The organism is Roseibium sp. RKSG952 (genome assembly GCF_009711355.1).
The window spans coordinates 1-12,795 of record NZ_SMMF01000821.1; the positions used below are offsets into that span (position 1 = coordinate 1).

At 54.1% G+C, this 12,795-nt stretch carries 7 protein-coding genes and 1 pseudogene; 3 read left to right on the plus strand and 5 right to left on the minus strand.

Annotated elements, in window-relative coordinates; genetic code table 11:
• Both E1297_RS49780 and E1297_RS50765 read left to right on the plus strand, forming a co-directional pair.
• Positions 1-244: pseudogene (locus E1297_RS49780) on the plus strand (hypothetical protein); the annotation flags it as partial.
• Between the two features lie 130 nt (positions 245-374).
• Positions 375-503, plus strand: coding sequence for a hypothetical protein (locus tag E1297_RS50765; RefSeq protein ID WP_256372703.1), 129 nt, complete (start codon positions 375-377; stop codon positions 501-503).
• A gap of 157 nt (positions 504-660) precedes the next feature.
• Here E1297_RS50765 and E1297_RS08515 read toward each other — a convergent pair whose 3' ends face one another.
• The 5 genes from E1297_RS08515 to E1297_RS08535 form a co-directional block, all read right to left on the minus strand.
• The gene (locus E1297_RS08515) at positions 661-1,608 is read right to left on the minus strand and encodes a GIY-YIG nuclease family protein (RefSeq protein ID WP_155136574.1); all 948 of its coding nucleotides are present in this window, start codon (positions 1,606-1,608) and stop codon (positions 661-663) included.
• A gap of 4 nt (positions 1,609-1,612) precedes the next feature.
• Complete coding sequence (locus tag E1297_RS08520) at positions 1,613-4,156, minus strand: TnsA endonuclease N-terminal domain-containing protein (protein WP_209015707.1); 2,544 nt, start codon at positions 4,154-4,156, stop codon at positions 1,613-1,615.
• Between the two features lie 118 nt (positions 4,157-4,274).
• On the minus strand, positions 4,275-6,221 hold the full coding sequence (locus E1297_RS08525) for a site-specific DNA-methyltransferase (protein WP_155136577.1): 1,947 nt from the start codon (positions 6,219-6,221) through the stop codon (positions 4,275-4,277).
• A complete protein-coding gene (locus E1297_RS08530; protein ID WP_155136580.1) occupies positions 6,221-9,139 on the minus strand; it encodes an ATP-dependent DNA helicase in 2,919 nt (972 codons plus the stop codon). Before E1297_RS08530 ends, E1297_RS08525 begins: the two co-directional genes overlap by 1 nt.
• Positions 9,136-9,354: a helix-turn-helix domain-containing protein gene (locus tag E1297_RS08535; protein ID WP_155136583.1), complete on the minus strand. Its 219-nt coding sequence runs from the start codon at positions 9,352-9,354 to the stop codon at positions 9,136-9,138. Before E1297_RS08535 ends, E1297_RS08530 begins: the two co-directional genes overlap by 4 nt.
• 136 nt (positions 9,355-9,490) lie before the next feature.
• Between E1297_RS08535 and E1297_RS51255 the strand changes: the two genes are divergently transcribed.
• Positions 9,491-12,795 (plus strand): DUF3883 domain-containing protein (locus tag E1297_RS51255; RefSeq protein WP_209015708.1); only part of this gene is annotated, 3,305 nt, incomplete at its 3' end.

A 12,795-nucleotide genomic window follows, 5' to 3' on the forward strand; every position in this document is an offset into this window, starting at 1 on the left:
CGTGGACAACGCCAACGGCATCGTCGACCATAGGCATCGCGGTCACGATCTATACGCGCCTCGACGATTAGAAACGGGGGCAGTGATGATCGGCGGGCTCCTCACCGGGATCGCCACGAGCCCATTGATGCGGGCGGCATTGCGCTATGGCATTACCGCCTTCGCAATTCTTCTGTTCCTGCTTACCCTGCGCCGCTCCGGCGAGCGTGTCGGTCGTCTGTCGGAACGCCTTGACACCAGGTAGAAAGCCAATGAACTTCGGCGAAGGATGATGGAGGCGGCGGCTCGCCGTCCTCGCGATTGCAACGAATTGGTTGACCGGCTGCGCGACGGCGAGTTTTGATCATAACGGCGTGGCAGCATGCCCGCCGGTCGTGACATACAGCGGGGAGTTTCAGGCGCGGGTGGCACAAGAACTGGCCTTTCTTCCGGACGGATCGGCGGTTGTGGAGATGATGAGCGACTATGCGGTCATGCGAGATCAGGCGCGGGTCTGCAGTTAGTCGGCAACATAAGGCTTCCTGCGCAGGGAAAGGTAAAGTACAAATAGCGATCCTCGGTTAGTAAATAAATTTACTTAATTTATATCATAATGTTGCTGTTGACACGCCTGCCGGTGAACGTTGTATTTGGAGCTTCATCTTCGAATGTATAACCAACCTATTTGGTTGGCTCAGTGGTGTGGTTTTCGCTCAGACCCGACTCCCAATCCGCATAGGTTGATCCGTCCGGTAACTTCCAAAGAATTCGGCCGTTCGCGCTTGCTCCGATCACGGCCGCCGCAGCGGCTGAAACTGATGAAAAGCTGTAGTTGCTGGTAAAGAGGAGAAAGTTACCCTCCTCGCACAACACACCCTTTTCAAGCAGATTGGAGCGTAGATTAATAGTTCCCTTGGGAATTGTGGATGTGGTTCTAAGTCGTGCTCTTGAATTCGCTTGAACGATGAAATCGCCGGACGAGCCGATCTCCATTTCCGCAGCAAAGCCTTCACCACGGAAAAAGAACCTCGGGCTTTCGCTCGGCTCAAGCTGAGGCAAGCCCGCTTCTAGGGGCACCATTTGCGGCGCACGCCCACGCATCTCTCGGAAAACATCCCAGCCGAGAGCGCCGACCAGTGTTTTCGTTTGATCGACGAATTCGTCCATGGCCGCGCGATCAGGAAGCGGAAGCTTGCCGGCATCGTTCGACGGCATTCGAGTATTGGGAAGGGTCCAACGAGGATTGCTCCCAGCGCTTCGGATCAAGCAGGCTTCGACGTAGCGTGCGTGGCTCTTGGTAAGGTTCTCATCTTTGCTGATCAGGACCACCGTATCCGTCCAAAAACCTTTTGCATCCCGCCCATTTTCATTCGAGTTATGTGTGGACAGCCTTCCGCCTATACCTTCGGACTCACCAATATAGGCAAGTTGTTGATCCGTCTCATTGTCATCGGTGCCGATCAAGATATAGACGCCTGGCCGCTCAATCTCGGGAAAAGCCTCGCGAACTCGACGCAGTTGGTTGCGACGGAAGGCAATTGCCTGGATCGTAGACATAGACATCTGCGCTACCCGAATGCCGTTCGGATCGCCGTCGAGCAAAAAAATGTTGATTGAACGAGGTTTCATTTTTTCACATCAGCATTCGGTACCGACGCTCGTCAGCATCGCTAGATTTAATAATGCGATACTCCATGCCGCTGGCTACGGCGATCTGCTGAGCGAAGTCTTTCTTTGCCTGAACTACGGCGTCGTCGATTTGGTGGTCCCCCTTCACTTCGACGATGACATACTTTTCGCTGCCATCAGATTCTTCTCGCACGAATACAAAGTCTGGATAGTAGCTGCGAACGGTTCGGGAATCCGGGTCGATGTATTGAATGAAGAAATCCGACTGTCCGTGCGTGAGCATTCCGGTGAAGTAGATTTTCTTCACCCTTTGCTCGCGCAGCAAATCCCAGAACAGGGTTCTTTCTGGATTTGAATCAAAACAATAGGTATCCAAATGAAAGCTCTTTCCAATCTCGCCTTCCTTGGCATCGGCGCTCCGCACAATTTTGTCTTTTTCCGCAGTAACCTCATAGTATCCGCTTGGCGGAACTTTGATGAGTTCGACTTCATGCTCTTCCGTTTTTTGGTTTTCGTCGAGATCGAATAGGAGTTTGAAGAGGCGCGGAATGATCTCGTCATATAGAATTTCATTGTATTCATTGACAATTCCTACGAATTCTTCGGTCCCCTCCTTGGTCATATCCAGCAGATCCTCGATGTCGGAAGGGTTGAGGTTGAGATAGCGCGCGATCTCAGCCACCAAGGTAAGCCGCGAAAAGACACGCTTCTCACGCCGCTGAGTAAGGTCAAACGAACGGCTGGAAGCTGCCCTTGCCGCGTCGGCGGCCGTGAGCCCTTCCTGTTGAGTTTCGATCAGTCGATATCTTTCGACCAATTCAGCCCAAGCTTCAGTATCCGAGCGGTTCAGGCCGAGGGATGCCCCGGCCGCTAGCTCCTTCTCACGAACGCTGAACTGTTTGCGCGCACGGAACAGCTTGATCTTTACAGGTGGCTCAACCACGCGGATTTGTACTCGCTCCTTGTCGCTTGCCACGTTTTGAAGTTCGTCGGCGCTGATACGGAAGTTCTGCTGAAGCTCGTCGTTGAGGATCTGGAGATTGTCGTCTGAGAGGAACACGTGACCTGTGTGCTGAGCTTCGCCGATGGCTCGGAGGCAGCGCATGGTTGCCTGAAGCACGAAAACCTTGGACTTGGGGGCACGAAAAAGCCCGACGCCGAAGAGCGAACGACAATTCCAGCCTTCACGTGCTTTGTTCACCAGAAGGATGAATTGCTTTTCAGAGTCTCGCGTATCCAACCGGTTGAATTCGCGAATGTCGTCGTTTGTTGTCAGTTTTTCATCGCCGACGTTCACGAGGATCCGCGAGGCAGGAATGCCGTGTTTGGCCAGTGCACGTTCCACTGCGGGGCGCAGATCTCCAGTCAGCTCATCAATGGTCGCAGCGAAGAACGCCAGCTTGGGCAGCATGCCTTCCGGGCGCAGGTCCTCTGTCGCCTCGAGAAACCGGTCTATCGCAATTTCCACGAACTCTTCATTGCGTGTGTTTTTGTAGCTGCGCAGGTCCACCTTCTTGAGGAAGCCCTTGTCGATCGCCTCCTTGAGGCCGTAGGCGTAGACGACCTCTGGCAGAACCTCCTTCCCGACGTAGGGTGTGCCGGTGAAATTGTAGCAGGCGACAACGCGCGTGCCAGCCTTGTTCAGGCTCGCCGCCAGGATGTCGATAGTCGTGCGAAGGCTAGTGTCATTTGCCTTGGTCCCGATCCCCATGTCTTTCGCCAGCTTCTTTCCGAAAGCATGGTGGGCCTCGTCCACAAAAATGCCGAGCTGTTCGAGGCGACACAGTTTCCCAAACCGTTGGTTGGTCGTGAGTTCGGCTTCTTCCTCCGGCTGGTCCCAATCGTAGAGGTCAGAAGCCTCTGCGTAGACGCCGCTTTCCGAAACGGTGTTTCCTGTCGCGCCGAAGAGTTGGTCCACCGGCGTCTTTTCCTTCCGCTGACGCTTCAGGATGATCTTCTGCGTGTTCGACACGACGATGTTGAAACGCGAGCGGTCAAGGGTGCTCAGCGACGTCCCGGCTTCTTCGAGATAGTGGAAGCGGAGGTGGGTGGTCAGGAAGTTCACGTATTCAGGCGGCACGACCTGAGCGAGGTCGAATGACTCGATTTCCTTCAGCGATTGCAGCACGGTCTTGTCGGGCGCGAAGACCAGCGCGTTGTGGCAGAAGCGCTCGTCCTTCTCGAACTTGTTGCCTAGCAGGAACTCGTAGAAGATGCAGGTCGCCATAAGGATCGTCTTTCCGGTCCCCATGGTCAGCGCGAAGATGTAGTTCGGGTAGATGCGGGAGTTCTTCCGCATCGCCGCAAAGACGGCCTTGTATTGGTCTTGCGTCACCGCATCGAACATCGACCCCTGGCGGGTGTCGCCGACAATCCCGCCCTCGGCACGGCCCGCGAAGCGGCCCGATTTCTCGAACCAGGCCTTGAAGATCTCTTCGACCTTCGCGTTCCCCATGAATTCCTTGAGGAACACGTACATCTCCAACGCCTCGAACTGGGGTTCGCGCAGGAAGGCCTTGGGGTTCTTTTCCGGGTTGTTGAAGTCCAAGAACTTGCGGGTCAGCTCCTTGTAGTGGGTGCGGATGGTGCCGCGGTTGCCGCGGTAGAACTCCCACAGGAACTGGAAGAAGGCGAAGTCCAGCGACGCGCTTTGGGTTTTGGGACGCCTAGCCATTGGTGACGTTCCCTTCCCAGGATTCCGAGAGGAGGTCCGTGATCTTGACGCGGATGGTGCCTGCGTCGTCGGGGACCTTGTAGCGGCCGACAACCAAGTCGGTCTTCTTCTCGGGGATATCCACGACTTCGGGCTGCAGAACCGCGCCATCGTAGTTCCAGTCGATGAGGATGCTCTCGGTCAGTTCGCGCCAGTCGTCCAAGGCCTCTTTTTGCATGGACAGCTTTTGCAGCAGGTTCATGGGATAGAAGCGTTCGATGACCAACTCGCCGTCCTTGACCACCACCTTGGCGTCGGAGTCGCGCTTGAACTCGAGGTCGGCCTTGTCGCGCAGGATGTCCACGACCTCTACATCGATCTTGTAGGGCTTGGCCTCGAACTCGAGCACACCTTTCAAGTCCGGTTCATGACCCATGCAGACCAGAGTGATTTTCTCAACGGGCTTTGTTGGGTTTTCGGCTTTGCGACGTTCCCATGCCTTGTAGTCGAAGCCGGCCGTCAACTCGTTCAGATCGGCGCGTGTGGCGATCCGGTTGACCGGCATGATTTTGACCATGCGACCGTCTTTTTCACCGTCAAAGACGGTACTCATTTCCAGCTTCTGAACCTCAAGTGCCTCTAGCAGAAGCTCCTTGGCCTGCAACGGGTTGCGGAAGATATCGTAATGATTGACGTTGAAGACTTCGAAACCCGCTGATGCCTGATGACTGTCGTCAACTTCAGAAGGTTGCTTCTCTTCGGATGATGCTCTTGCAAGCCGCTTGGTAGCCGTCTGCACCGCACCCAGATTGACGTCAGCCCCAATAAACCGTCTACCAAGCGTCCTTGCAGCGGCCAAGGTTGTGCCCGACCCCATAAATGCGTCCAATACCAGGTCGCCGGGGTTTGATGAAACCTTGATAATGCGCTCGAGCAGCTCTTCGGGTTTTTGAGTTGGATAGTCTAGACGTTCGCCAGACGTATTCCCAATCCTTGAAATATCATTCCAGTTGCATGTGAGAGGTGTCCCCTTGGCGTCATCCAAGTAGACTTTGTAGCCATCTAGTCTGGGCGTTCCGTCTTTTTTTACAAGAATAAGCCCTTGCTCCCAGAGCTTCTCAAGCTCGTCAAAAGGAAGGCCCCAAGACCTGTTTGGCGGCGGAGTTGTCCCCCTAAAGTTGAACTGCTTTTCCGGATTGGATCCAGAGAACGTCAAGTCGCGTCCAGTATACAGTCGGCCGTCCTCATCCTTTTTGTACCGGGACAGTTGCGCTTCGCCGTAAGGCATATACTGTTCATTGAATGTAAAATCCTTTCCATTCCTGTAGAATAGAATGTGATCATTTGATCTGGCATAGCCCTTGCTCTTCATATTGTGGGCATTCGTTCGAAGCCAAACAATTTCATTTACGAAAGCTTCTGGTCCAAATGCCTCATCCATAATGAGCTTTAAGTAGTGGGACTTTCGATAGTCACAATGCAGATAAAATGAGCCGGTCGGAGAGAGTAGCTCTCTGAGAATCAAAATCCTTTCAAACATGAATTGCAGGTATTCATCGTTCGTCCAGATGTCAGTATACTGCTTTTCCTCAAAGGCTGAAGCTGCACTAGATGCAGAACTACCCTTGACTGAAATCGATTTCTTGTAGTCCGCCTTCGAGTCAAAAGGGGGATCAATGTATATTAGATCAACCTTTCCACGGAACTCCTTCAACAGATGGCTCATCACCTGGAGATTATCGCCCCAGAAGATCTTATTGCGCCAGCCGTCCACTTCCTCGCCGTGCACCTCTTTCAGCTGCGCCGGAAAATACTGGGTCGATGTGAACGGCCGCTTCCCGCGCCAGTTCAGCATCGGGTAGCCTTTGATCGGCGCGAACTGGTACTTCTCCACGCTGTCGACACCCGCGTTAGAGGCGCCCAGATCCATGTTTTCTTGCGTGGTCTTTTCGTCGTTCATTACTCGTCTTTCCTGAAATGCCAGTTCTTGGTGTCACAATAGGCGCGCATATCACAGTTCTCACACAGCTTCGCCGGGCGGGCCTTGATCCGGTAGTCACCGTCTTCGATCCGGCCGACGATCTCATCGAACCGTGCGATGGTCTTGCCGATGGCCCGGTCATCCTTGGAGAAGGTCACATACGGGTTCCCGTCCTGCTCGCCGGTATAGTAGAGGTGCATCCGGCTGACCTTGTGGCCCGTGCGCTCTTCGATGAGATGGGCATAGACCTCGAGCTGGCTCTGATATTGCCGCAGGCGGTCGCGGTCCTTCTCCATGTCAGGTTTCTTCTCTGACTTGAAGTCCACGACTTCAACCGTGCCATGCTCGCCCCGGATCAGGTCGACATTGCCCTTGAGGATGTAGTCGTCCTTGACCAGTGAAATCTCAACCTCGGTTTCGCGGATCCGGTCCCAGTTCCCGTTCTCACGCTTGTAGTAGCGCATCACGTGGTCCAGCGCGGCCGACAGTGCGACCGGAGCCAGGTAGACGCGCTCCTTCTTGGACAGCATCGCGTAGTTCGACGAGAACCAGGATTCGATGGCATCCGTAACGACGGTGTGTTCCTCGCCCCGCAGCACGGCCTTGTGGATGTCCTCGATGGTCTGATGAACCAAGGTACCGAACAGCATCGGACTGACACGGATGGCCGCGAACTCGAGCTCCTTGAAGAAGCGGTACTGCTCCGCGCAGTTCTCGAACAGCGTGATATGCGAGGTGAAGGAATACTCGCGCTTAAGGTTTATCTCCTTCACCTGCTCGAAGGTCAGCTGCGTGAGGTCGACATCGCGCCAGCTGGGCAGGGAACGGAAAAGCGGCTCGAAGTATTTTGATGGCGACTTTCCCAACCCTTTGCCATCCCGTTCCTGCGCGGCCAGCACCAGCAGGTTCTGCGCGCGGGAGAACGCTGTGTAGTAGAGGCGCTGGAAATCGAAGTGCTTGATCCGATCCAGCGTTTCGAAGCGCGCCTTGGATAGGTAGCCGCCATCCTCAAGTAGCTCGTCCAGTGCGGTGTGCTGCTTTCGCGGCACTGCCTCGAGCGAGCCGCAGACGACGACCGGGAACTCGAGCCCTTTCGACTGGTGAATGGTCAGAAACGAAACACAGCCCTTGGGTGCGTATTCCGCCTCGTCCTCATACTCGCCGATGCCGCCATCCTGAAGGAAGCGGAAGAACTGGTTGAACAGGTTCCTGATGTCGCGCTCGATGAATTCGGGGTTCAGAACGGTGACATAGTGCAGGTATTCGAACTTGGTCAGCAGCTTGGAGAAAGTCGCCAGATTGCGTGCGGCGCGCCCCTTGTCCACACCCTGCATGGTTTCTTCATCGAGGAAGCGGGAAAAAAGAGGGAACTGAAGGAGCTGATAGAAAAGCCCTGAAAACGCATAGTCGGTCGTCTGGGTCAGGACGGCGTGGCGCTTGGCCAACGGCCGCGCCCAATCCAGCATCCGCTGGTTCTCAGGCTTGCGTAGCTCGTCCGTGAATGCCTTGAAACAGGATTGGTCGTAGTAGTCCCAGATCTGCAGATGGGCACCTTCGGCCCACTGGCGTACCTTGGGGAACTGAGGGAACAAGAATATCAGCGCTCCGATCATCAACCTGATCTCTTCACGCTCGAAGAACATGTTGGACCGCGGGGAGTAAACCGGAACGCCATTTAACTCCAGAAAGCGCGCCAAGGCGACCACGCGGGCGTTTTTCACGGACCGAAAAAGAAAGGCGACCTGATTCCAGTCCGTGAGTCTACCTGAATCCCGAAGCGAATGGAGAAAGGCCAGTACTTCTGAGTGCCAGTTATCGTTCTCGTCGGGCTCGTCCTTGGCCGCAAGCCGGACTGCCGTGGGGACCGCCGGGAAAACGTCGTCGCGTGGTACAATCGATTTTTCAAAGCGGAAGCTGCGCTCACCGTCGGACCAATCTTGGCCAGCCATCCATTCATTGTAGGTGTTGATGATCGCAGGATGGGATCTGTAGTTGATGGTCAGCGAAACCTGCTTGCACTTGCCCTTATCAAAAAGCGTTGGAAACTCCAGAATGTTGCGGATCGTGGCACCCCTAAAACGGTACAGCCCTTGGTCATCATCGCCCACGACGCAGAGATTGCGTTGCTCGCCTGCGAGCAATAGCAGGATGCGTTCCTGAATGGTGTTCGTGTCTTGGTACTCGTCGACCATCAGGTGTGACAGTTTGGAACGTAGGCTTTCCAGCACGTCAGGATGCGCTTCCAGCAGCTTTAGCGCTTCGTATTGGATGCCCGAGAAGTCCAAGCAGTTGTTTTCTAGTAGAAGTTCCTGGTACTTGTGAAAACATCCGGCCAAAGCCCTCACTTCCACATCCGGAGCTTCTTCCAATGTCGCCGGATCAAGGGCCTCTTCACTTACCTTGTTAAGACACTTGAGAAGTTGTTCTGATTGCCGCCAACGCCCGGTTTGATCGTCGCCCATGACCAGCTGGGCGTCAGGGAGCTCGCGAAATTCCTTAATGCGCTGGTATAGAAAGTATTGTTGATCGAATTGGTCGAAAAGGGTGAAGCTACGTTTCAGCCTTGTGAATTCGCGATAGTCCTCAAGGAGGCGAAGGCATATCGAATGGAAAGTCCCAAGATACATCTCGTTGAGATTGAACTCAATATTGAGCTCAGAAAGGCGATTTGAAATTCGGGTCGTAAGTTCGCGGGCAGCTTTATCTGTAAACGTCACTACGAAAAGTGATTCCGGCGCCGCGCCTTCGCTCTTTATCAGGTAGACAATGCGCTCTACGAGCGTGAACGTTTTCCCCGAACCTGGGCCAGCAATGATCAGGACTGGTCCATTGGTAGCCTTGATTGCTTCCAGCTGTTGCGGGTTGGCATTTGAAGAGAGCGAAACGGGAGCGTTCATTGATCAGACTCGCCTTTAGCCATTTTTGGACCGCCAGAAACCGTTTTGCTTTCGATCCATGCATTTAAATCCGTTCTTCGAAATCGCCAAGTTCCGCCTAGCTTGAAGGCTGGTATCGTCCCATTTGCGGCAAGCCGGTAAACCGTCCGCTTCCCGGCTTTAAGGAAAGCAGCGACCTCGTCGACAGTGAGTATCTCATCATCCTGATCGCCCATGGCACCTCGCACCGGCTCGCACCCATGCGCTATCTTGCGCAAGATTGCTAAAAAGAGCAAGAATGTACAAACTTGGCAAGATGATTTGACTGGGTTGTCCTCCTTTGGATCAACCCTGCGGAAGTGAGGCGCGGCAGTGGCATCGAACTACGAAGTGATTTGCGAAGAAAATCGGCGGCGATACGGCACAGAAGGCGCCCAAAAATCTGGCGGGCTGGCCGCAGGGCTGTACGATGATCGAACACATTTCATCTTCGAGCTTCTTCAGAACGCCGAAGATGCTCTCGGCAGACGTGGCGACTGGAATGGATTACGCAAGGTCACATTCACTCTGAATAAGAACAGGTTGACGCTGTCCCATTTTGGCCAGCCGTTCAATGAGGCTGATGTCCGGAGTGTGTGCGATATCGCTGAGAGCACCAAGAACGAGTCATCGATTGGCCGCTTTGGTCTTGGCTTCAAGTCGGTTTATACAGTTACAGACCTGCCGGAAATACACTCGGGCGATGAGGATTTCGCCATCCAGGACTATGTTTTTCCTAAGCCAGCGCCTCGTGCTCCGCGCGAGCATGACGAGACGCAGATTATCCTACCTCTTACGCTTGAAGACCCAACTGCTGAGCGGGACATAATGGCGGGCTTCCGTAGGTTGGGGCCTGGCGCCCTTCTGTTTCTGCGCAACATTGAGGAGATTAATTGGAGCGTAGAGGATGGTGCTTCTGGTTTTTACATGCGCAACCCGCCGGACGAGCTCGGAGCCAACGTCCGGCGCGTGATGGTAGTCGGCCATGAGACAGGACAAGATGAGGTTGACCAGGACTGGCTGGTGTTCCACCGCGACGTGTTCTCCGATAAGCAGAAAAAAGTCGGCCGGGTGGAGATCGCGTTTTCTATAACCACATCGAAAGGAACCTCCGGTCGTTGGTTAGTACATCCGCTGCCAACTTCGCCCTTGGTGGTGTTCTTCCCAACCGTGGTTGAGACACACCTTGGCTTTCTCGTCCAAGGACCATATAGCACCACGCCCAGCCGGGAAAATATTCCGTTAGGTGACCCCTGGAACCAGCATTTGGTAATGGAAACGTCAAGCCTGCTGGTGGAAGCAATGCGCTGGTTGCGCGAAAAGAAGACACTGGATGTATCCTTGCTACGCTGTCTGCCGGTTGATCCTGAGAAGTTTCGGGAAGACACGCGGTTTTCGCCGATGTTTAAAGCAGTCCGAGAGGCATTTCGCGACGACGCATTGCTGCCCACCAATAAGAATGACTACGTCTCTGCTTCGAAGGCAAAGCTTGCGCGAACCCAAGACTTGCGTGATCTGTTGACCCCCGAACAGGTTGCGGCGCTGTTCAATTCAAGTTCAGGCGCGTGGCTTTCAGGCGACATCACGCAGGATAAGGCACCCGAGATCCGCCAATATCTGATGCGCGAGCTTGATATCGACGAGATCAGGCCTGAGAATTTTCTGCCGAGCCTGACCAAGCCATTTCTCGAGTCTCAATCAGATGAATGGGTTCTTCAACTTTACGAGTTCTTGAGCGGTCAGGAGAAAGTCCTCCGGCGCTACCTTGAAACTGTTCCATTTATTCGCCTCGACGATGGTTCACACGTAGTCGCATTTGAGAACGGTGAAGCCAAGGCGTTCCTACCTAGCACCAGTGCTACAGACTTGCCGACCATGCGAAGCGTCGTGTGCGCGACACCCGAAGTACGCCAATTCCTAGTATCACTCGGCATCACCGAGCCCGATCCAGTCGATGACGTGATCCGGAACCTTCTGCCGAAATACCAGAACGAAGAAGTGGATGTGGACGACGAAACCTACGCTTCTGACATCGAACGTATTCGTGTCGCCTTTGGCACGGATTCGACCGCGCAGAAAGAAAAACTCCGTTCTGCCTTGCGCGAGACCAACTTTGTAATGGTGGTCGACACCGGCGACGGAAAGACATACGTCGCCAAGCCAAGCGAGACTTATATTGCCACCGACCGCTTGCAACAGCTTTTTGCTGGTGTTCCAAACATTATGATTGTTGACAACAAATATGATTGCCTGCGAGGCGAAGACATCCGTGACCTTTTGGTGTCTTGTGGCGCAAGTCGCTATCTGATCCCGGAAGCAATAGAGTCGGGGCTGGAAGACACCGAAAAAGAAAAAATCCGCAAAGAATCTGGACTTGAACGCGCAGTCGAAGAGTGGCAGCCAAAAGATTTTACTCTTCGCGGTTTGACTCAGTTGCTGGAGTTCTTTCCCAAACTACAATTTGAAGAAGCAGCCGCCCGAGCGGAAGTGTTGTGGGAAGCGTTGGCAGATCTCGAGGCTCGAGGCACAGCAGCCTTCTACGGCACCTACACATGGCGCTATTATAAAGAGAAAAAGACCGCCCAATTCGACGCCGATTTTTTACGGATTCTCAATCGGACCGCATGGGTTCCGAACGGCGATGGTGAACTGGTTTCTCCGGGCCTCGTGGATTTCGAGACCCTTGGCTGGAACTCCAACCCCTTCTTGCTGACAAAAATCACATTCAAACCTCCAATGACTTATCAGCTTGCAAAAGAGGTCGGCATAGACCCAAGCGTGCTAGATCTGTTGAGAAAATTGCGTATCACAAGCGCTGCCGACCTGATGTCTAAAATTCGTGAAACGGACCTCGTGCCTGAGAATGACACTGATAAGGAAGCGGATGCAGATACTGACGGCGCAGAAACTAAAGATCCTGACGTCTACAAAGACGCTGAGGATCTTTATGGCGATGACATGCCGGACATACCCAACGGCACATACGATCCGGCTGGCGACGTTGATGTCGGGCGAAGTGGCTCCGGTGCGACCGGTGGAGGGAGCGGGAATAGAGGAGGCTCATCTGGGAACGGCAGCGGTGGCAAATCGGGCGATTCGAAAGCCGTAAGAACCGGAGCAGGTGGCGACGCAACGAGCAAGACCTCGAACCATCAAGGCAAGCGATCTCCCGAATCCAATGGTGGTCGACCATTCATCTCGTATCTGGGCTCACATCCCGATGATGAAGGTCCTGACCCAGATGGCCTCAACCAAGCCACACGCATGCAAATTGAAGCCAAGGCCATTGATAAGATTATCGATATTGAACCGGACCTCCAACGAACTGTGGAGGGCAATAAAGGTTTCGACCTCTATGAGGCGGATGGATCCGGGAACGTCGTGCGTTGGGTTGAAGTGAAATCAATGACCGGATCTTTGAAAGATCGCCCGGTAGGCCTGTCTCGTGCGCAGTTTGATCTCGCATTGGAGAAGCGAGAGGCTTTTTGGCTTTATGTTGTTGAACGCGCGTCTGAAACCGAAATCTCACGCGTGGTTAAGATCCAAGACCCCGCTGGCCGTGCCCGTACATTTACATATGATAGCGGCTGGCTTTCGATCGCGGAGACCGTGACCTGCCCCGATTTTCAGGGCCACTC

Coding starts and splice junctions, on each gene's coding strand:
- E1297_RS08530 (WP_155136580.1), bottom strand. CDS start 9,139: ATGAACGCTCCCGTTTCGCTCTCTTCAAATGCCAACCCGCAACAGCTG.
- E1297_RS08535 (WP_155136583.1), bottom strand. CDS start 9,354: ATGGGCGATCAGGATGATGAGATACTCACTGTCGACGAGGTCGCTGCT.
- E1297_RS08525 (WP_155136577.1), bottom strand. CDS start 6,221: ATGAACGACGAAAAGACCACGCAAGAAAACATGGATCTGGGCGCCTCT.
- E1297_RS08515 (WP_155136574.1), bottom strand. CDS start 1,608: ATGAAACCTCGTTCAATCAACATTTTTTTGCTCGACGGCGATCCGAAC.